The sequence below is a fragment of the Sphaerisporangium album genome, assembly GCF_003323745.1.
Lineage (GTDB): Bacteria > Actinomycetota > Actinomycetes > Streptosporangiales > Streptosporangiaceae > Sphaerisporangium > Sphaerisporangium album.
Map to the genome: position 1 here is coordinate 97631 of NZ_QOIL01000024.1, position 19583 is coordinate 117213.

Consider the following 19583-nt stretch of genomic DNA (forward strand, 5'->3'; position numbering starts at 1 on the left):
CGGACGGGCCATGGCCTGGGCATACCCACGAGCGCGGCGCCCTCCCCAGTCCACGATCTCCCGCAGCCCGCGCTCGATCTCGAAGCAGGCGGGCGCGGCGCCTCGCGGGGGCGGGGCCGTCAGCGCTTGCGCACCGCCTTGGCGATGATCGCCACGAACCCGGCGAAACCCAGCCCGACCAGCAGGATCAGCGCCATCAGCAACACGTCCGGCGGCGGCCCGGTGAGGTAGCGGACGCCGACGCCCACGAACAGCAGGCCGCACAGCAGCGACAGCCAGTCGGTCCTATGCCGCACGGTGCACCTCGACATCGCCGATGCCGGCCTTGACGTGCAGCTCGATCACGGCCGGGGCGCCCGTGGGCGTCACGTCCGGCTCAAGGATCTTGTCGTGGTGGACGTCCGTCCCGCCCTGCACCGCGTGCTCGATCTTGACGTCGCCGAGCTTGGTGTAGCCGAACACCTTGACGCGGGCCGTGGCCGGGACGATCACCTTCAGCTCGCCGATCGACACCGACGCGTCGAAGCGGGTGTACGACCCGGGGGCGAACTTGGTGTCGCTGAGGTCGAGCGTGCCGTCGCCGATGCCCACCGCGTAGGCGCGGACGGCCTGGGAGCTGTCCAGCGGCTCCCAGGTGTAGCTGCCGATCTTCTTCGGAATACCGTTCACCGTCGACCCCGCCACCAGGAGAATTGACATCAGTGTGCCGGTCGCCACGAGGCCCGCGCCCCGGCCGAACCACGTCGCCACGAGAAGCCCGGCGCCGATCGTGATGAGCACGGCGGCGCCGACCACAGGGAAGTTGAGCGTGCTGGAGGACGACTGCGTGGCCACCATGATCCCTCCGACCACGAACGCGGCGAATACCGTTATGCCGCCGATGAAAGACTTCGGGCGCTTGGGCCGGGCCGGGGCCGTCGCGGCGCGCCTGGTGTAGCCCCAGTCGTGCGGTTCGTACGCCTGCGGCGGACCGTACGCGCCAAGGGAGCCGGTGGAGCCGTACGCGCTGTGCGCGCGCTGGGAGCTGTACGGGCCGCGCGGGGCGAAGGGCTCGCCCGAGGAGTCGAACCCGCCGCCGCGCGCCTCACGGGCCAGGTCGGACAGGCGGCGGTACTCCGGCTCGGGCCGCTCATAGGCCTGCCCCGCGCCGGGGGCGGCCTGCCGGGGGTCGGCGGGGGCGTCCGAGGGCGGCGGGTAGTCCGGGGGCGCGTCCACGGGAGTGTCCGCGGGACCGGCCGCCGCGCCGGGAGCGTCCATGGGGCCGGCTGCCGGGCCGGGAGCGTCCATGGGGCCGGCCGTCGTGCCGGGAGCGTACGCCGGGCCGGCCGTCGTGCCGGACGCGGTGGACCGCGCCTGTTCCGGCGTGTCCTGCCGCCCGAAGGTCCGCCCGAAGTTCTGGGTGAAGCTCTGCGCGAGGTTCTGGGCGAGGTTGTGCGCGTACGCGCCCGCGTCCTGCGGTCCGTGCGCCCAGGGGCCGGGCACCGGCTCGACGCCGCGCCGGCCCTTCACCCGCTCGGGCAGGCTCTTGGTGACGGCCAGCAGGTCCACGCCCCTGCCGTGCGCGGCCAGCAGCGCGATCGCGAGCAGGGTGCCGACGGCGATGGTCGAGGTGCCGATGCCGTCCGCCGCCACGTTGATCACCAGGCCGAGCGCCAGGATCGCGGCCAGGATCGCCATGACGGTGTCGGCGTCGAAGACGCGGCGGCTCCACTGCTCGACGTAGCCGGGGCCGCCGTTGGAGTTCCGCATGAGCAGGAAGGCCGCGACGTACAGCATGATGCCGATGCCGGACCCGACGACCAGCACGGCGAAGCCCACCCGGAAGATCACCGGGTCCATTCCCACGTAGCGGCCGAGCCCGGCGCACACACCTGTGAGCATCCGTCCCTCGTCGCTACGCTGGAGCACGCGCGGCTCGTCCGGGGCCTCCTCCGGTTCGTGCGTCGTGCCGGCACTGCCTGCTTCGGTCATGGAACCATCGTGGCCGCCGCGACCTCCGGCTCACCATCCGGGGAACCCCTGACTCGTCCCGGACCCCTCAGGGCAGGAGTCAGGGAGCGCCCTGATGCGTGCCGGCCCTTCCACGTGTGACGATGCTCGAGAGATGTCTGAGACCCCCACCCTTCCCGAGGCCTACCCTCGCTTGATCCGCCCGCTGCGCGGCCGGGTCGTCGCGGGCGTCGCCCAAGGAGCCGCGGCCCAGCTCAACCTGGACCCTGTCGTGCTGCGGCTCGCGTTCGTGCTGCTCAGCGTCCTGGACGGGCTCGGCGTCCTCGCGTACGCCGCCCTGTGGATGTTCACCCCCCGCGAGCCGATGCCCGCCGGCGAGCCGCCGAGCCGCGACTGGGGCCAGGCGACCGCGTACGGCGTGCTGGGCATCGCCCTGACGTCCTTCGGCTGGCTCACGGGCGCGTCCACCGGCGGGGTCGGCACCTGGTCGATCGCCGTGGGCGGCATCGGCACGCTGATCCTCTGACAGCAGGCCGACCCCGGCCGGCGCCAGCGCTGGATGACCGACGCCGTCCGGCAGGTGCGCAGCTCCTGGATCCGCACGGGCATCGGCCTGGTGCTGGTGGTGATCGGCGCGATCGGCTTCCTGGCCGCCCAGGGCAAGCTGGCCGAGGCCCGTCCCGGGCTGGTGTTCACGGCCGTCGTCGTCGGGGGCATCGGGCTGATCGCCGCGCCCTGGCTGACCGGCCTGTGGAAGGAGCTCCAGAAGGAGCGCAGGGAGCGCATCCGCCAGGAGGAGCGCGCCGAGATGGCCGCGCACGTCCACGACTCCGTCCTGCACACGCTCACGCTGATCCAGCGCAGCGCGCAGGACCCGTTCGAGGTCACGCGCCTGGCCCGCTCGCAGGAGCGCGAGCTGCGCAACTGGCTCTACCAGCCCAAGGCCGACGCCGACGCGACCATCGCGGCGGCGGTGCGCCGGGCGGCGGCCGAGATCGAGGACGAGCACGGCATCCCCATCGAGATCGTCTGCGTGGGTGACTGCGACCTGGACGACGGGCTGCGCGCCATGTTGCAGGCGGCCCGGCAGGCGATGGTCAACGCGGCGAAATACGCTGAGGCGTCGGTCATATCGGTCTATGTCGAGGTGGAGGCGGAGGAGGTCACGGTGTTCGTCAGGGATCGCGGCAAGGGGTTCACCATGGACGACGTTCCCGAGGACCGCATGGGCATCCGCCAGTCGATCATCGGCCGCATGGAGCGCCATGGCGGCAGCGCGCGGGTGAAGACCGAGCCCGGCGACGGAACCGAGGTAATGCTGACGATGAAGCGGGAGAAATCGTGATCTGCGATCCGACCCGGTGCGCGAGGGAGCTGTGACGATGGTCAAGGTACTGATCGTGGACGACCACCGGCTCTTCCGGTCGGGCGTCCGCGCCGAGCTGGGCCCGCAGATCGAGGTGGTCGGCGAGGCCGAGGACGTCGAGTCGGCCGTCGGCGCCATCGATTCCCTCAAGCCCGACGTGGTCCTGCTCGACGTCCACATGCCCGGGGGTGGCGGCCAGGAGGTCCTGCGCCGGGTGCTCGGCTCGGGGTCCCAGGTCCGTTTCCTGGCGCTTTCGGTGTCGGACGCCGCCGAGGACGTGATCGGAGTGATCCGCGGCGGCGCGCGGGGTTACGTCACCAAGACGATCAGCGGCAGGGAGCTGACCGACGCGATCGTCCGGGTCTCGGAGGGCGACGCGGTCTTCTCGCCGCGGCTCGCCGGGTTCGTCCTGGACGCCTTCGCCTCCACCGAGGCGCCGTCCATCGACCCCGAGCTGGACTCGCTGACCTCGCGCGAGCGGGAGGTGCTGCGCCTGATCGCCCGGGGTTACGCCTACAAGGAGATCGCCAAGGAGCTGTTCATCTCGGTGAAGACGGTGGAGACCCACGTCTCGTCCGTCCTGCGCAAACTTCAGCTCTCCAACCGGCACGAGCTGTCTCGCTGGGCTACGGCGCGTCGTCTCGTGTGAGGACGGCGCGCGGGCGCGGCGGGTCGGCCAGGATGGGATATGTGATGCGCCGCACCATCCTCCCGTTCCTTCCGTTGTTTCTCGCCGCGCTGCTCGCCGCCGGCTGCGGCTCCGCCGGCCCCGTCCCGGACTCCGGCACCACCGGAGACGCCGAGCCCCGCCCCGCGTCCTCCTCGCCCAGCCGCTCCCTCGGGCAGAGCTTCGAGGAGGACGTGCAGCTCGCGCGCACGCTCACCGAGCGGTTCTGGCAGGGGAGGTTCGAGGCCGCGGGCCGGGCCTACCGGCCGATCCAGGCCTTCGAGGCGTACTCCGGCGAGGACGGCCCGGCCTGCGGCGACCAGCCGGCCGTGCCCGACAACGCCTTCTACTGCCCGATCGGGCACTTCGTCGCCTACGACGAGGCGTGGATGCGCAAGCTGTACGAGAACGGCGGCGACGGCGCGGTGTACGTGATCGTCCCGCACGAGCTGGGCCACGCCGTCCAGGCTCAGCTCATGAGCGACTTCACCCTCAACGTCCAGCGCGAGCTCCAGGCCGACTGCTACGCCGGGGGCGCGCTGGCCGGCATGATCCAGGCCGGGGAGATCGAGGCCGAGCCGGGCGACGACGAGGAACTGCTCGCCAACCTCGCCGCCGCCGGCGACCCGACCGACGAGTGGCTGCGGCCCGACGCCCACGGCACCCCCGCCCAGCGCCAGCAGTCCTTCGCCGACGGGTTCAACAACGGCGTCGACGCGTGCTGACACGCGCCTCGCGTACACGTGGCGGTGATCCGCCGACCGGGCGGATCCGCCTGGAGGTGGATGTGCCGCCATCAGCGGGCCCGTAGTCTGGCGCTCTGACACGCGGTCCGCGACGCCGGGCCGCCAAGGGGGCCGGTAGGGGAGACGACGCACGCGGGGGTCACCAGCGGGGGCCGCGCGGGCCGGGAGGTGGTTCATGGGTACGCGGGCCGTTCGCGAGGCGGGCTGGGCGAGCAGAGGGGCGTGCCGCACGGCCGATCCCGAGCTGTTCTTCCCGGAGGCGCCGTTCCCCGAGCAGGAGGCGAAGGCCAAGGCGGTGTGCGCCTCGTGCCCGGTGATCCTCGAATGCCGGGCCTACGCGGTGCGCGCGGGCGAGCGGGACGGCATCTGGGGCGGGCTGACCACGGCCGAGCGCCGCCGCCTGCGGTTCCCCCCGGGCTGGGGCCGGCGGGCCTCGTGACCTGCTCCCTTCTCAAGCGCGTAGTCGCCCCGCGTCCGGAGACCGGTGCCCGCCTCGGGCCCGCTGACTTTCTCCAACGTGTCCTCGCCCCGCATCTGGAGACCGGTGCCCGGCTCGGGCCCGCTGATTTTCTCCAACGTGTCCTCGTGCCGCGTCCGGAGACCGGTGCTCGCCTCGCGCCGGTCCTGACGACCCGTTCCTCCTTCACGCGGGTCGTGGTGCCGGGCGTGGGCGTGCTGGTTTCGGCCAACGTGCTGAACAACCGGGTCGCGCGCCGCCTCGCGCCCGTGACCTCGGCCGTGGCGGCGGGCACGCTCGTGGCGCTGGCCCGGCGCGCGGGCCTCACGTGGCAGGAGATGGGGTTCACGGACGCCGCCAGGGGCGCGAAGATCGGCGGCGCGCTGGCCGCCGCAGTCGCCGCCGTCTACACCGCCGGGGTCCTGACCCCGCGCACCCGCCCCCTGTTCCTGGACGAGCGGGCGCTGCGGCTCTCCCGGGCCCGCCTCCTGGAGGAGGTCCTGGTCCAGGTGCCGCTGGGCACCGTCCTGCTGGAGGAGGTCGCGTTCCGCGGGGTGCTGCCCGCCGCGCTGCGTCGGAGCCACGGCCCGGTGGCGTCCGTCGCGGGCGCCTCGGCGCTGTTCGGGCTGTGGCACGTCCTGCCCTCGCTGGACATGGCGTCCGCCAACCCGTCCCTCGGCCGGCTCGCCTCGGGCGAGGGGCGGTCCGGACGGCCCGGCGCGGGGGCCGTCCGCCTGGTGGCCGGTTCGGTGGCGGCCACGGGCCTGGCGGGCGTGGCGTTCCACGAGCTGCGCCGCCGCGGCGGCCTACTCGCGCCGTCGCTGCTGCACCTGGCCACCAACACGCTGGGGTACGTCGCCGGACGGGCCGCGCGCAGGCTCGGCCGCGCCCGGCGACCCGGAGGTCAGCCGGTGGAGACCACCTGGAAGCCTTCGGCGTAGCTGCCCTCGGGCAGGCCCGCCGCCTTGGCGTTGGCGGCCAGGAAGCCCCGGACGAACTGCTCGATGCCGTCGGCGATGTGCGCGGTCTGGCTGACGTGCGCCCGCAGGGCGGCGATCTTGCGGTCCACGGTCGCGGTGATGTCGACGTAGTGGTCGCTGCTCTGCCCGCCGGTCAGCCACACCTCCTTGACCGACCACGCCTCCAGGCCCTCGTCGTTCAGCAGCTCGGGGAAGGCGTACGGGTTGCGCGCGTCGGGGTAGACCGCGTCGAGCGTGGCGCCGCCGACGGCGCGGTGGTCGGGGTGGCTCGGCTGGATACGGGCGTAATTGCGCTCGGGCGTCGAGGTGATCACCCGGTCCGGGCGCACCTGGCGGATCACCCGCGCGATGTCGCGGCGCAGGCCCAGGGTCTGCTCGACGGTGCCGTCGTGGTAGCCGAGGAACCGCAGATCGGTGACCCCCACCCGCTTGGCCGCCTCGGTCTGCTCGGCGCGCCGCAGCTCGGCCATGCCGCCGTTGTCCAGCTCGCGGTCGAAGCCGCCCGCGTCGCCGTCGGTCACCACGCAGTACACGACGCGGATCCCCTTGTCGGTGAAGGCGGCCACCGTCCCGGCGGCGCCGAAGTCCACATCGTCGGGGTGAGCGGTCACCACGAGGACGGTGCTCACCTCGGCATCGTCAAGTGCGGTCACGATGATCCTCCTACGTTCGCTACGCCGGTTCGAAACGGCATCAACCCGATATTTCCAGCGTCTCGCATGTGTGCAGAAACTATCGAGCCGATCCGGCGGTGAATCAGGGGCGGCAGGGGGCGCCGAAGCGGCGTCTCCTGTCGGTGGAGCGCCATAATCTAGGGGGGTGTCCACCCGAGCCGCGAATCCCGCCGTAGATCATCCCCTGCTCGACGGTCTCAACCCGCAGCAGCGCGACGCCGTCGTCCATGAGGGCACCCCTCTGCTGATCGTCGCGGGTGCGGGCTCGGGCAAGACGCGGGTGCTCACCCACCGCATCGCCTACCTGCTGTCGGAGCGGCACGTCCAGCCGCAGGAGATCCTGGCGATCACCTTCACCAACAAGGCCGCCAAAGAGATGAAGGAGCGGGTCGACCGCCTCATCGGCCCGCGGTCCAAGGCGATGTGGGTGATGACGTTCCACAGCGCCTGCGTCCGCATCCTGCGGCGCGAGGCGAAGCGGCTGGGGTTCTCGTCCAGCTTCTCGATCTACGACCAGGCCGACTCGCAGCGGCTGATGGCGATGGTCTGCCGCGAGCTCGACCTCGACCCCAAGCGCTACCCGCCGCGCTCGTTCTCCGCGCAGGTCAGCAACCTCAAGAACGAGCTGGTCGACTACGACACCGCCAAGGACAAGGCGCAGACCCACCTGGAGCGCACCCTCGCCGAGGCGTACCGCTCCTACCAGCGCCGGCTCACCGAGGCCGACGCCATGGACTTCGACGACCTGATCATGCTGACGGTCACGCTGTTCCAGCTCTTCCCCGACGTCGCCGAGCACTACCGCCGCCGCTTCCGCCACGTCATGGTCGACGAGTACCAGGACACCAACCACGCCCAGTACATGCTGATCAGAGAGCTGGTGGGCGTGCCCGAGGCCCGCACCGCCGACGGCGAGCCCGTCCGCGAGGGCCGCGAGGGCGCGGTGGAGCCCGCCGAGCTGTGCGTGGTGGGCGACGCCGACCAGTCGATCTACGCCTTCCGCGGCGCGACGATCCGCAACATCCTGGAGTTCGAGCGCGACTACCCCGACGCGCGCACGATCCTGCTGGAGCAGAACTACCGCTCCACCCAGACCATCCTGTCGGCCGCCAACGCGGTGATCGCGCGCAACGAGGGCCGCAAGCCCAAGAACCTCTGGTCCGACCAGGGCGCCGGGCCCAAGATCATCGGATACGTCGCCGACAACGAGCACGACGAGGCCATGTTCGTCGCGCAGGAGGTCGACCGCCTCGCCGACGACGAGGATGTCACGCCCGGCCAGGTCGCCGTCTTCTACCGCACCAACGCGGCCTCCCGCGTCTTCGAAGAGATCTTCATCCGCACCGGCCTGCCGTACAAGGTCGTCGGCGGGGTGCGCTTCTACGAGCGCAAGGAGGTCCGCGACCTGCTGGCCTACCTGCGGGTTCTCGCCAACCCCAACGACACCGTCTCGCTGCGGCGCGTGATCAACGTCCCCAAGCGCGGCATCGGCGACCGCGCCGAGGCCATGATCGAGGCGTTCGCCCTGCGTGAGCGCGTCAGTTTCTGGGAGGGGCTGCGCCGCGCCGACGAGGCCCCCGGGCTCGCCACGCGCTCGCTGAACGCCATCAAGGAATTCGTCGCGCTGCTCGAGGACCTGCGCGGCAAGGAGCTCCCGCTGTCCGAGCTCGCCGAGGAGGTCCTGACGAGCACGGGCTACCGCACCGAGCTGGAGACCTCGGGCGATCCCCAGGACGAGAGCAGGCTGGAGAACCTCAACGAGCTGATCTCCGTGGCCCAGGAGTTCGAGGAGGCCAATCCCGAGGGCACGCTGGTCGACTTCCTGGAGCAGGTCTCGCTGGTCGCCGACGCCGACCAGATCCCCGAAGGCGAGGACCACCAGGGCGTCGTCACGCTGATGACGCTGCACACCGCCAAGGGCCTGGAGTTCCCGGTCGTGTTCCTCACCGGCCTGGAGGACGGCGTCTTCCCCCACATGCGCTCCCTGGGCGAGCCCCGCGAGCTGGAGGAAGAGCGCCGCCTCGCCTACGTCGGCATCACCCGTGCCCAGCAGCGGCTGTACGTCTCGCGGGCGGCCGTCCGCAGCTCGTGGGGGTCTCCGGCGTTCAACCCCGCCTCCCGGTTCCTGGCCGAGGTCCCGTCCGACCTGCTGGACTGGCGCAGCGACCCGCAGAAGACCGCGTGGGCCGCGGCCACCGTCCGCGAGCCCCGCAGGCCCGCCGCTCCCGCGAAGACGGGCGGGCGGGTGATCCCCAGCCTCAGCCCCGGCGACCGGGTCACGCACGACACGTTCGGCCTCGGCACCGTGGTGGCGGTCGAGGGGGCGGCCGAGAAGACCCGGGTCAAGATCGACTTCGGTTCCGGCGACGAGAAGACGCTGCTGGTGGCGTACGCCCCGATCGAAAAACTCTGAACCTGGGCGTCCGCCCGGCCGGTGATGCGGGCTCGGCGGTCAAGGACCGCGGCGAGCGGACGGACGGGAGCCGTGGCGACGGCTCATGAGACGTGAGGGCCCGGTGAGCGTGCTCACCGGGGCCCATGTCGTGCGTGTCTCGTCGATCCCGGAGGTCAGCGCTCGCGCGAGGCCATGCCGGGGATCATCGTGGTGAAACCGTCAGGGACATCGGAGCCGAGATCGTCGTAGTCGATGACCTCGCCGGCCGGCGGCGGGGTGATGGAGACCTTGGCCCCCCAGGAGGAGAACCGCGTGTCGACCACGTTCTCCCAGCGGTATTCGAAGCCCTTGTCCAGCACGTATGCGGTGACGAGGCGCCGGGCCAGCTTGTCCGTGCCCAGCCAGAGCTTCCACCGCACCGCGACCTTGGCGGTGGCCCGGTCGGGCTTCCAGCCGGGCCTGTGCAGCGACGGCGACAGCGCGTACAGCTTGCCGTAGGGGATGGCGCCCTCGTAGAGGGTCGTCGAGGCGCCACCGACCTTGCCGCCTTGCCGCTTGACCGAGGTCGTGGCGAGCAGCCCTCGGTACACACCCGGCTCGAAGATGTCGACGAGGGTGGAGAGCCCCGGCCCGGCGGTCTGCTGGTCGGTGAGGCGCACCCACGTCTTCCCCGCGGGCAGGTACGGCTCCCAGAAGGGACCCGAAGAGTAGTCCGCCTTCGGGAAGGTGAGGAACCGCCGGGGCTTGGCCTGCTCCTCGGCCAGATCGCGGTCGGGGAAGGCCGCGTACCTGCCCGTCAGGTCGGACGCGACGACGCCGGAGCGGCCGAGCCGCAGCGCGCCGGCCTCACGCCAGTCGCACTTCGTGCCCTTCGACGCGACGGTGTACCGGTTGGTCACCTTGACGCCGGAGCCGGTGGCCAGGTGCCGGGCCAGCGTGCCGACCGGCGTGGCCGGAGCCGTCCGCGCGCTCGCCATGGCGGTCGCGGGGACGGCCAGGGCGGCCGCGAGGACGGTCGTCGCGGTGATCCATCGCAGGGAGCGGTGGTCCCTGGCCGGACGGCCGGGGCGCGGGCGGTCAGCGCTCACGGGAGGCCAGGCCGGGGATCTTGGTGGTGAAGTCGGGGAGCACCGGAAGCTCCTCGGTCAGGTCCTTCTCGTCCACGACGAGGTCGGCCGGCGGAGCCTTGATGACGACCTTCGCGCCCCACGCGGTGAAGCGGGTGTCGGTGGCGACCGACATGTCGCCGAGGAAGTCCCCGCCCGAGAGCGAGAATGTCGACTGGAACCGCCGGGGCAGCTGGTCGGCGCCGATCCACAGCTTCCAAGGCAGGCTGATCGTCTTCTTGTTCCTGAGGCCCTTGGCGAGCGGGGCGACGGACGGCGACACCTTGGCCAGGTCGCTCAGCTTGATCGAACCGCGCAGCAGGACGGTGCGCGCGCCGCCGATCGTGCCGCCGGGGGCCTTGCTCGTGGTGTGCGCGAGCACCGCCTTCAGGACCTTCGGCTGCAGGATGTCGATCGTGCCGCTGGTGCTGGAGAGGTCGCCCGTCGTGCGCACCCAGCTCCGTCCCGCCGGCAGCATGTCGTCGTACAGCGGGCTCTTCAGGTAGGTCTTCCCGCCGACCGTGATGACCTGCATCCTGTTGACGGTCTTGCCGGCCTTGCTCGTCACCTTGAGGTCGATGGCGTCGGGGCCGGACTTTCCGAAGCGCACGGTGCCCGCGACACGGGAGCGCAGGCCGACGTCTCCGGCGAACTCCATCCGCGAGTCCTCGCTGATCCGGACGGACCCCTTCTTGGCGAACTGCTGCCGCAGGGCGTCGACCGGGCCGGCCGGGGCCGCGGTGGGCTTCGCGGTCATGGTGTGGGGGGTGGCGTGCGCTGCGGTTGGCACGGTCAGTGCCAGCGCGGGCGCGGTCACGGCGACCGCGGTTAGGGCGATCAATCGCCTCATTGAGGGGTTCCTCCCGTTGTGTGACCCTGTCCCGTCGCGGGGGGTCGTGGCGTTCTCGCCAGTCAAGATCATGTAGATATCACGGATTCCGCGTTATAGACGCCTTTTAGGCGAAATGGTGATCGCCGGGGGATATATCGGGATGTGTGAATAGGCGTGGCGTGACGCGATGACTTCACCGGGCGACCGCCGGGGCGATGAGCACGGCGCGGAGCACCTCGCGAGCAGGTCGTGAGCAGGTCGTGAGCCCGTGGCGAGCACGTCGTCGGCAGGTGGCGAGCAGGGGGTGAAGCAGGCGGCGAGGGTGGCGGCGGCACAGCCCGGCGCGGTCGTCCGCGGGCCGTGAATCGGCCGGAACCCGCCCGCTCTCAACCGGGTTTGGCGAAATTTAGGAAAACTTGCCGTATCTCATTACGTGAGTCCAGGGGGCAAAGGCCCCCCGGCGGGCGCCCCACGTCCCGGTGGCGGCTAGGCTTCTGAGGCCAGGCTTCCCGGCAGATCGCGGGTGCCCCGGGGTCTGGTCCTCAACGTAGAGAAGAAGTCAGCCGGACAAGCAAGGACGGACCCTCGTGGACCTGTTCGAACATCAGGCGAAGGAGCTCTTCGCGGAGTATGGCATCCCGGTGCCGCGCGGCGTCGTCGCGCACACCGTGGAGGAGGCGCGCGCGGCGGCAGAGCAGCTGACCGGTCGCGTCGTCGTGAAGGCCCAGGTCAAGACCGGGGGCCGTGGCAAGGCGGGAGGCGTCAAGGTCGCCGACGACGCCGCCGACGCCGAGCAGAAGGCCACGGGCATCCTCGGCATGGACATCAAGGGCCACACCGTTCACAAGGTTCTCGTCGAAGAGGCCAGCGCGATCGCGGAGGAGTACTACTTCTCCTTCCTGCTCGACCGCGCGAACCGCACCTTCCTCGCCATCTGCTCCGCCTCGGGCGGCATGGACATCGAAGAGGTCGCCCACACCGCGCCCGAAAAGGTCGCCCAGATCCCGGTCTCCCCGCTGACCGGCGTCGACCGCGCGCGCGGCCGCGAGATCGCCCAGGCCGGCGGCCTGCCGGAGGCCGCGCTGGACGGCGCCGCCGACATCATCGAGAAGCTGTGGGCCGTCTTCGTCGACGAGGACGCCACGCTGGTCGAGGTCAACCCGATGATCCTGACGCAGGACGGCCAGGTGAAGGCCCTCGACGGCAAGGTCACGCTGGACGACAACGCGTCCTTCCGCCAGACCGAGCACGAGGGGTACGCCGACAAGGCCGCCGAGGACCCTCTGGAGGCCCGGGCCAAGGAGAAGGACCTCAACTACGTCAAGCTCGACGGCTCGGTCGGCATCATCGGCAACGGCGCGGGCCTGGTCATGTCGACGCTCGACGTCGTGGCCTACGCCGGTGAGCAGTTCGGCGGTCAGCGGCCGGCGAACTTCCTCGACATCGGCGGCGGCGCCTCGGCCGAGGTCATGGCCAACGGCCTGGAGATCGTCCTGTCGGACCCGAGCGTGAAGTCGGTGTTCGTCAACGTCTTCGGCGGCATCACCGCCTGCGACGCCGTGGCCAACGGCATCGTCTCGGCGTTCAAGCTGCTCTCCGAGCGCGGCGAGGCCGTGACGCACCCGCTCGTCGTCCGGCTGGACGGCAACAACGCCACCCTCGGGCGGCAGATTCTGTCCGACGCGGGCCTGCCCCGGGTCGAACTCGTGGACACGATGGACGAAGCGGCCAAGCGGGCCGCCGAGCTCGCAGCGGTAGGTGCGTAATGGCAATCTGGCTGACCGAGAACAGCAAGATCATCGTCCAGGGCATCACGGGCTCCGAGGGGTCGAAGCACACCCGTCGCATGCTCAAGGCCGGTGCCAAGGTCGTCGGCGGGACGAACCCCCGCAAGGCCGGCACCACCGTCGACTTCGACGGCGTGGGCCTGCCCGTCTTCGCCACCGTGGCCGAGGCCATGGAGGGCACGGGCGCCGACGTCAGCGTGATCTTCGTGCCTCCGGCGTTCACCAAGGCCGCCGTCCTGGAGGCGGTCGACGCCGAGATCCCGCTCGCCGTGGTCATCACCGAGGGCGTGCCCGTGCACGACACCACCGAGTTCTGGGCGTACAGCATCTCCAAGGGCGCCAAGACCCGCATCATCGGGCCGAACTGCCCCGGCATCGCCTCGCCCGGCGCCTCCAACGCCGGCATCATCCCGGCCGACATCACCTCGGCCGGCCGCATCGGCCTGGTGAGCAAGTCCGGCACGCTGACCTACCAGCTCATGTACGAGCTGCGCGACATCGGCTTCTCCACGGCCGTCGGCATCGGCGGTGACCCGGTGATCGGCACCACGCACATCGACGCGCTGGAGGCGTTCCAGAACGACCCCGGCACCGACGCGATCGTGATGATCGGCGAGATCGGCGGCGACGCCGAGGAGCGCGCGGCGGCGTACATCGAGCAGCACGTCACCAAGCCGGTCGTCGCCTACGTCGCGGGCTTCACCGCCCCCGAGGGCAAGACCATGGGCCACGCCGGTGCGATCGTCTCCGGCTCGGCCGGCACGGCGCAGGCCAAGAAGGAAGCGCTGGAGAAGGTCGGCGTCCGCGTCGGCAAGACCCCCAGCGAGACCGCCCGCCTCATGCGCGAGGTCATGCGTTCCCTCTGAACGCCCACCGGTGCACCGCCCGACCGGTGACCATCAGAAGCGCCCGGCGACCCGCTGGGCGCTTCTGCGTTTCCGTGGGCTCTGGCGGCAAGCGGTCACAACACGAGCGGGGAACGGCACTTTGAAAGATGCGGACCGGTGCCGCGGGTGTGCATCTCCGGAAACACAAAGAGCCTCGTCCTGAAAACGGACGCGCGTGCGGCGGTCTCGGAGGGCCATCCGGACAGGTGATCGTCCCCGGGACAAAGCGGGCGACACGCGGCCGCGTTACGTCCGCCGGTGCCTCCCGGCCTGAGACCATCGACTACTGTGACGGCCCTTCTCGATCAGCTCCGGGCGGCTCCCCGCACAGTCCTCGGCCGCCTCCCCCTCATGGGAGGCGGAGGCGACGACGACGAGGCGCGCCGTCCGCTGCCCGTCTCCGGGATGCTCGTCGCGGCCTGGACGCTCGGCGTCGGCCTGGCCGTGCTCACGACGCTCACCCTCATCGGGTGGATCGCCGCCCCGCGCGGCGCCTTCGGGCAGGGGCTCCCGGGAGTGTTCCGCGCGGCCTGCCAGGTCTGGCTCGCCGCCCACCACGCGGGCTTCGCCATTCCCAGCGGGCGGGTCGGCCTGCTGCCGCTCGGGCTCATGGTCCTGCCGGCCACCCTGCTCTACCGCGCCGCCATCTGGATGGCCCGCGACGCCGACCTGCGGCTCAGGCTGCCGGCCCGCCTGCCCAAGGGCAGTCCCAAGGACCTGGCGAACGCCCGCCGCCGCGCCCAGCTCGTCCTGATCGCCCAGGCGGGCATCTCCCTCGCGGCCCCGTACGCGCTGCTGGCGGGCGTGATCGCGCTCGTGGCACGCAACAACGTGACGCAGCCGTTCGTCGGCGAGGCGCTGCTCAGCCACTTCCTGCTGGCCTTCGTGGCCGGCTCGGTGGCGACCGCGCGCACCATCGGGCCATGGCGCTCGATGCTTCGGCTGCTTCCCGAGCGCGCGCGGTCGGTCGTGCTCGGCACGGCCGTCGCCCTCTCGACGCTGCTCGCCGCCGGGCTCGTGCTGGTGCTGACGGCGGTCGTCATGAACTTCGGCGAGATCCACCGGCTGTCCGGGGTGCTGGCGCCGGGGTTCGTCGGCGGGCTGCTCCTGCTGCTCGTCGAGGTGCTCTACCTGTTCAACTTCGTCGTCTGGGGCATGGCCTACCTCAGCGGCCCCGGCTTCGCCCTCGGCACGGGCACCCTCGTCGCGCCCACCGGCGTCCAGCTCGGCGGCGTCCCGGCCCTGCCCATCCTCGGCGCGCTCCCCGACTCCGGGGTCACGTCCCCCTGGATCATGAGCGTGCTGGCGGTGCCCTTCATCGCGGGCGCGGTCGCGGGGGTGGTGGTGGCGCGCGTCGCCCCGACCCCGCAACTGGAGTCCGCCCCCCTGTGGGGGTTCGTCTGCGGCCTCGCCACGGGGCTGTCGGCGGGGCTGCTCGCGGCCCTGGCCGGCGGCCCGCTCGGCGGCGCGCGCCTGTCGGAGGTGGGCCCGTCCGCCTGGGAGGTCGCGCTCTCGGTCGCGCTGGAGGTCGGCGTGGCGGCCGGCATCTCCGCGGGGCTGACCAACTGGTGGCTGATGTACCACGCGGCCCGCGCCGAACCCACGCCCGTGCGCCGGGCGGGGGAGGCCATCGCCAAGGTCGCGAGCGTGGCGAGCAGGGCCAGGCTCGCCGCTCCGCCGGCCCCCGAGCCGTCCGGTCACTGGATGGACGCCACCGAGTGCGACACCGGCCCCATCCCGGTGATCCGCGCCGACTGGACCGACGAGCACGCCTCGGCCGCCGCGGAACCGTCCACCCCCGCCCGTGCGAAGACCCGGCCCCCACGCCGCGACATCGTGGACGAGTCCGACGACCGCGGCGGCCACGTCATCTACGTCGACCCCTACGCCTGGGACCGCGACCGCTGACCCCCGCGCCCGCGCGGACGGGGCGGCGGTGAGCACCCGGCCTCGGCGAACGACCTTCCCAGGCGAACCACAGGCCGGCTGAGAACCGGCCTACACGTGCGCGCGGGCGCCCTTGCCGCTGGGAGAGGGCTCGAACAGGACCTGGTCGGCGAAGCACCAGGCCCAGTCCTCGCCGGGCTCGAACGACTCGGCGATGGGATGTCCGACGGTGCCGGCGTGACGGGACGCGTGCCGGTTCGGCGAGGAGTCGCAGCAGCCGACGTGCCCGCAGGTCAGGCACGTCCGCAGGTGCACCCAGCGCCCTCCGGTGGCCAGGCAGTCCTCACAGCCGAGCGGGGTGTGCGGTTCGACATCTTGCACGAAGCTGATGTGGGTGCAGGCGCTCACGGCTTCTCCTCACGATGCATGGGCGTACGGCGATCTGGTCCACGGCCACGCGGTCGTCCGTCGTTCCTTCACCGAGGACGGCACAGGGCACCGCGACTGTACCGGCTCACCCGCGTCCTGGCGCCCTCAGCGAGAGATCCCGCGCGTACCAGGTCAGGTCCACCCACCCAAGCCGACGACCACCCCGATCACCTTCCAATCTAAGACCGAACCGCGAGCTTCGAGGACGCCCGATTCTAAAAATCGAGAAAGGCGAGGCTCACGGGGGGAAGGGGAGCTGCAGGCTGCCCTTGGGCATGAAGGGGAGCCGGCGTTCCATTCCGCGTTGGAGTTCGGTGACGCAGACCTGCTGGCTCGTCGCGGTGCCCGCGCCCTTCATGCATTCGGAGTAGGTGCTGAGCTCGGTGCTGAAGTACGACTGGAGCCATGTCACCGACGCCGCGAGGATGATCGAGGCCAGCGAGACCAGCGTCCCCAGCAGGGGCATGATCACGGAGCCCTTCTTGCGGCTGAGCGCCCGCCAGGCCCGTACGCAGACGACGACGGCGAACACGCCGAGGGCCAGGCCCATCACCGGTATCAGGAACGTCAGCGCCAGCGCGCCGATGGACAGCAGCAGCGCCCGGCGCCCGATCTCGACACCCGAAGTCTCCGCGGGTGGTGGTAGCACCTGACCTCCTCTGCGTTGGGGAGCGTGGCGGGGCCGATACGCTGACAGCCGTACCGTCAACGTCGCCCCGAAGGAGTGCAGCCCTGTCGGCTCGGCTCGTGGTCCTCGTCTCCGGTTCGGGGACCAACCTACAGGCCATCATGGACGCCGCCGCTGACGAAGCCTACGGCGCCCATGTCGTCGCGGTCGGCGCCGATCGTGACGACATCGAGGGCCTGGCCCGCGCGCGGCGCGCGAGTATCCCCACTTTCGTGGTGAAAGTGCCCGATTTCCCGACTCGTAAGGCCTGGGACGAGGCCCTGCACGAGCGGATCGCCGCGTACGGCCCCGATCTCGTCGTCTCCGCCGGGTTCATGAAGATCCTCGGCCCCCGGGTGCTGGAATCGTTCCCCGTCGTCAACACCCACCCCGCCCTGCTGCCGGCCTTCCCCGGCGCCCACGCGGTCCCGCAGGCCCTGGAGTACGGCGTGCGCGTCACGGGCTGCACGGTGCATCTGGTCGACGCGGGCGTGGACACCGGCCCGGTCATCGCGCAGGAGCCCGTGGCGGTGGAGGATGGTGACGACGAGAACTCGCTCCACGAGCGGATCAAGGTCGTCGAGCGCCGCCTGCTCGTGGACGTCGTGGGCCGCATGGCCCGGCACGGCTGGACGCTGGCCGGCCGTCACGTCCGCCTCGGCCGGTCCGCCGGCGACGGCGGGCGGTGGGAGGGCGCGGAGGCGCTCGGCGCGGGGCCGGAGGGCCGGGGCGCGTGAGAGTCTCCGAGCCAGTCGCAACCTCCGGGCCGTCCGGTGCGCCGGACCACCCGGGCACAGGGAGGAGCACGAAGTGACCCGCATCGCCATCCGGCGCGCGCTGATCACCGTTTACGACAAGTCCGGGCTGGAGGAACTGGCCCGCGCGCTGGACGTCGCCGGCGTCGAGATCGTGTCCACGGGCGGCACGGCCTCGAAGATCGCCTCCTTCGGCGTGCCGGTGACCCCGGTGGAGTCGCTCACCGGCTTCCCCGAGTGCCTCGGCGGCCGGGTCAAGACCCTTCACCCGCGCGTGCACGCCGGCCTGCTGGCCGACGGGGCGAACCCCTCCCATGTGAAGCAGCTCGAAGAGCTGGAGATCGAGCCGTTCCAGCTCGTCGTGGTCAACTTGTACCCCTTCCAGGAGACGGTGGCCTCCGGCGCGTCCGAGGAGGACTGCGTCGAGCAGATCGACATCGGCGGGCCTGCCATGATCCGCGCGGCGGCCAAGAACCACGGCACGGTCGCGGTGGTCGTCGACCCGCGCGGGTACGGCGACGTCCTGCGGGCCATCGAGGAGGGCGGGTTCACCGAGCCGCAGCGCCGCCGCCTCGCCGCCCAGGCGTACGCGCACACCGCCGCCTACGACACCGCCGTGGCCTCGTGGTTCGCCAACGTGTACGCGCCCGAGGAGGGCGGCTGGCCGGCGTTCATGGGCGCCACCTGGACGCGTGGCGCCGTGCTGCGCTACGGCGAGAACCCGCACCAGGGCGCCGCGCTGTACGCCGCGTCCGGGGACGGCCTCGCGAGCGCCGAGCAGTTGCACGGCAAGGAGATGTCCTACAACAATTACGTCGACGCCGACGCCGCCTGGCGCGCCGCCTGGGACTTCTCCGAGCCCGCCGTCGCGATCATCAAGCACGCCAACCCGTGCGGGCTGGCCGTGGGCGCGGACGTCGTCGAGGCGCACCGCAAGGCGCACGCCTCCGACCCCCTGTCCGCCTACGGCGGCGTGATCGCCGTGAACCGCGAGGTCACCGGCGAGCTGGCCGAGCAGATCGCGCCGATCTTCACCGAGGTCGTCGTCGCCCCCGGGTTCACCCCCGAGGCGCTCGCGGTGCTGACCACGAAGAAGAACATCCGGCTGCTGCGCTGCCCCGCCGGGCCGTCGAACGCCGCCGAGTACCGCCGCATCGACGGCGGGCTGCTGGTCCAGACGGTCGACCGCGTGGACGCCCCCGGCGACGACCCGTCCACGTGGGAGCTGAAGTCGGGGTCCCCGGCCTCGCCAGAGGTGCTGGCCGATCTCGCGTTCGCCTGGAGGTCGTGCCGGTCGGTGAAGTCGAACGCGATCCTGCTCGCCTCGGACGGCGCGACCGTCGGCGTCGGCATGGGCCAGGTCAACCGGGTCGACTCCGCGCGCCTCGCCGTGTCGCGCGCGGGCGAGCGGGCCAAGGGTTCCGTGGGCGCCTCGGACGCGTACTTCCCGTTCGCGGACGGCCTTCAGGTGCTCATCGACGCCGGGGTGAAGGCGGTCGTCGAGCCGGGCGGGTCCATCCGCGACGAGGAGGTCATCGAGGCCGCGTCCAAGGCGGGCATCACGCTGTACTTCACCGGCACCCGGCACTTCTTCCACTGATCCACGCGGCTGCGGGCGTCCCCCTATTGCCGGGGGTCGTCCGGCAGCCCGGCGAGACGGTGGACGCGTGGGCGGGGGACACCGAGGGTCTCCCGGGCGGGACCGGCGATCTCGCGGTCGCCGGGCACGCGCAGGGCGAGCTCGGCGAGCGCGGTCAGGAGCAGATCGGCGGTGGGCCAGTCGCGGCGGCCGTCGTTGCCCATGGTGACGGCGAGTTCCGTGACGTCGGCGGCGTCGTATCCAAGAGCGACCGCGATGTGCCTGGCAGCGATGAGCAGTTCGCGACCTCGCGGGGGATTCACGGTTTCCATGCTCCAAGCATCCGAGAACCCCGCGGGCACCGCAACGAAGGAAGGCCGTCCCCCTCCGGGAGTGGGTGCGGGGCGCGCCGGGCGCGC

General features: G+C 71.7%; 18 protein-coding genes and 1 pseudogene. 11 read left to right on the forward strand and 8 right to left on the reverse strand.

Annotated elements, in window-relative coordinates; genetic code table 11:
* Positions 1-119: 119 nt before the first annotated feature.
* Together DQ384_RS33065 and DQ384_RS33070 are read right to left on the reverse strand one after the other, a co-directional pair.
* Positions 120-296 (reverse strand): hypothetical protein, encoded by a 177-nt coding sequence (locus DQ384_RS33065; RefSeq protein WP_245966945.1) that lies wholly within the window; start codon positions 294-296, stop codon positions 120-122.
* Positions 286-1971 carry a PspC domain-containing protein gene (locus tag DQ384_RS33070; protein WP_114032805.1) on the reverse strand — a complete coding sequence of 562 codons (1686 nt, stop codon included), beginning with the start codon at positions 1969-1971 and terminating at the stop codon, positions 286-288. Before DQ384_RS33070 ends, DQ384_RS33065 begins: the two co-directional genes overlap by 11 nt.
* Before the next feature lie 133 nt (positions 1972-2104).
* On the opposite strand from DQ384_RS33070, the pseudogene DQ384_RS33075 reads away from it, so the two are divergent.
* The 5 genes and pseudogenes from DQ384_RS33075 to DQ384_RS33095 all read left to right on the forward strand — a co-directional run bounded on the left by DQ384_RS33075 (position 2105) and on the right by DQ384_RS33095 (position 6127).
* Positions 2105-3295: pseudogene (locus DQ384_RS33075) on the forward strand (ATP-binding protein).
* A 37-nt stretch (positions 3296-3332) separates the two neighbouring features.
* Positions 3333-3965, forward strand: a complete 633-nt coding sequence (locus tag DQ384_RS33080; protein ID WP_181871552.1) for a response regulator — start codon at positions 3333-3335, stop codon at positions 3963-3965.
* Between the two features lie 44 nt (positions 3966-4009).
* Positions 4010-4708, forward strand: coding sequence for a neutral zinc metallopeptidase (locus tag DQ384_RS33085; RefSeq protein WP_220183263.1), 699 nt, complete (start codon positions 4010-4012; stop codon positions 4706-4708).
* A 196-nt stretch (positions 4709-4904) separates the two neighbouring features.
* A complete protein-coding gene (locus DQ384_RS33090; protein WP_114032807.1) occupies positions 4905-5168 on the forward strand; it encodes a WhiB family transcriptional regulator in 264 nt (87 codons plus the stop codon).
* Positions 5169-5314: 146 nt separating this feature from the next.
* Entirely contained in the window at positions 5315-6127 is an 813-nt protein-coding gene (locus tag DQ384_RS33095) for a CPBP family intramembrane glutamic endopeptidase (protein WP_245966946.1), read from the forward strand.
* Here the strand turns inward: DQ384_RS33095 and DQ384_RS33100 are convergent.
* Positions 6091-6822, reverse strand: a complete 732-nt coding sequence (locus DQ384_RS33100) for a PIG-L deacetylase family protein (RefSeq protein WP_114032848.1) — start codon at positions 6820-6822, stop codon at positions 6091-6093. The two genes, DQ384_RS33095 and DQ384_RS33100, sit on opposite strands and share 37 nt — an antisense overlap.
* Before the next feature lie 202 nt (positions 6823-7024).
* On the opposite strand from DQ384_RS33100, the gene pcrA reads away from it, so the two are divergent.
* Entirely contained in the window at positions 7025-9253 is a 2229-nt protein-coding gene (gene pcrA / locus DQ384_RS33105; protein ID WP_114032849.1) for a DNA helicase PcrA, read from the forward strand.
* A gap of 155 nt (positions 9254-9408) precedes the next feature.
* Here pcrA and DQ384_RS33110 read toward each other — a convergent pair whose 3' ends face one another.
* Positions 9409-10323, reverse strand: a complete 915-nt coding sequence (locus DQ384_RS33110) for a hypothetical protein (RefSeq protein ID WP_114032809.1) — start codon at positions 10321-10323, stop codon at positions 9409-9411.
* Positions 10313-11191, reverse strand: coding sequence for a hypothetical protein (locus DQ384_RS33115; protein ID WP_147268980.1), 879 nt, complete (start codon positions 11189-11191; stop codon positions 10313-10315). The genes DQ384_RS33110 and DQ384_RS33115 overlap by 11 nt, the downstream gene beginning before the upstream one ends.
* Positions 11192-11760: 569 nt before the next feature.
* Here DQ384_RS33115 and sucC point away from each other — a divergent pair.
* The 3 genes from sucC to DQ384_RS33130 all read left to right on the forward strand — a co-directional run bounded on the left by sucC (position 11761) and on the right by DQ384_RS33130 (position 15755).
* Positions 11761-12939 carry an ADP-forming succinate--CoA ligase subunit beta gene (gene sucC / locus DQ384_RS33120; RefSeq protein ID WP_114032811.1) on the forward strand — a complete coding sequence of 393 codons (1179 nt, stop codon included), beginning with the start codon at positions 11761-11763 and terminating at the stop codon, positions 12937-12939.
* On the forward strand, positions 12939-13826 hold the full coding sequence (gene sucD / locus DQ384_RS33125) for a succinate--CoA ligase subunit alpha (protein WP_114032812.1): 888 nt from the start codon (positions 12939-12941) through the stop codon (positions 13824-13826). The genes sucC and sucD overlap by 1 nt, the downstream gene beginning before the upstream one ends.
* Before the next feature lie 309 nt (positions 13827-14135).
* On the forward strand, positions 14136-15755 hold the full coding sequence (locus DQ384_RS33130) for a cell division protein PerM (RefSeq protein WP_114032813.1): 1620 nt from the start codon (positions 14136-14138) through the stop codon (positions 15753-15755).
* Positions 15756-15845: 90 nt separating this feature from the next.
* Here the strand turns inward: DQ384_RS33130 and DQ384_RS33135 are convergent, their stop codons facing one another.
* The gene (locus DQ384_RS33135; RefSeq protein ID WP_114032814.1) at positions 15846-16142 is read right to left on the reverse strand and encodes a UBP-type zinc finger domain-containing protein; all 297 of its coding nucleotides are present in this window, start codon (positions 16140-16142) and stop codon (positions 15846-15848) included.
* A 259-nt stretch (positions 16143-16401) separates the two neighbouring features.
* A complete protein-coding gene (locus DQ384_RS33140; protein WP_147268981.1) occupies positions 16402-16812 on the reverse strand; it encodes a hypothetical protein in 411 nt (136 codons plus the stop codon).
* A gap of 140 nt (positions 16813-16952) precedes the next feature.
* Between DQ384_RS33140 and purN the strand changes: the two genes are divergently transcribed.
* Together purN and purH are read left to right on the forward strand one after the other, a co-directional pair.
* A complete protein-coding gene (gene purN, locus DQ384_RS33145; RefSeq protein ID WP_425451543.1) occupies positions 16953-17567 on the forward strand; it encodes a phosphoribosylglycinamide formyltransferase in 615 nt (204 codons plus the stop codon).
* 73 nt (positions 17568-17640) lie between these two features.
* The gene (gene purH / locus DQ384_RS33150; RefSeq protein ID WP_114032816.1) at positions 17641-19185 is read left to right on the forward strand and encodes a bifunctional phosphoribosylaminoimidazolecarboxamide formyltransferase/IMP cyclohydrolase; all 1545 of its coding nucleotides are present in this window, start codon (positions 17641-17643) and stop codon (positions 19183-19185) included.
* A gap of 23 nt (positions 19186-19208) precedes the next feature.
* On the opposite strand, the gene DQ384_RS33155 is transcribed toward purH, so the two are convergent.
* The gene (locus DQ384_RS33155) at positions 19209-19496 is read right to left on the reverse strand and encodes a hypothetical protein (RefSeq protein WP_114032817.1); all 288 of its coding nucleotides are present in this window, start codon (positions 19494-19496) and stop codon (positions 19209-19211) included.
* Positions 19497-19583 lie beyond the last annotated feature (87 nt).

Coding starts and splice junctions, on each gene's coding strand:
- DQ384_RS33070 (WP_114032805.1), bottom strand. CDS start 1,971: ATGACCGAAGCAGGCAGTGCCGGCACGACGCACGAACCGGAGGAGGCC.
- DQ384_RS33080 (WP_181871552.1), top strand. CDS start 3,333: ATGGTCAAGGTACTGATCGTGGACGACCACCGGCTCTTCCGGTCGGGC.
- DQ384_RS33085 (WP_220183263.1), top strand. CDS start 4,010: ATGCGCCGCACCATCCTCCCGTTCCTTCCGTTGTTTCTCGCCGCGCTG.
- DQ384_RS33090 (WP_114032807.1), top strand. CDS start 4,905: ATGGGTACGCGGGCCGTTCGCGAGGCGGGCTGGGCGAGCAGAGGGGCG.
- DQ384_RS33115 (WP_147268980.1), bottom strand. CDS start 11,191: ATGAGGCGATTGATCGCCCTAACCGCGGTCGCCGTGACCGCGCCCGCG.
- sucD (WP_114032812.1), top strand. CDS start 12,939: ATGGCAATCTGGCTGACCGAGAACAGCAAGATCATCGTCCAGGGCATC.
- purN (WP_425451543.1), top strand. CDS start 16,953: ATGGACGCCGCCGCTGACGAAGCCTACGGCGCCCATGTCGTCGCGGTC.
- DQ384_RS33155 (WP_114032817.1), bottom strand. CDS start 19,496: ATGGAAACCGTGAATCCCCCGCGAGGTCGCGAACTGCTCATCGCTGCC.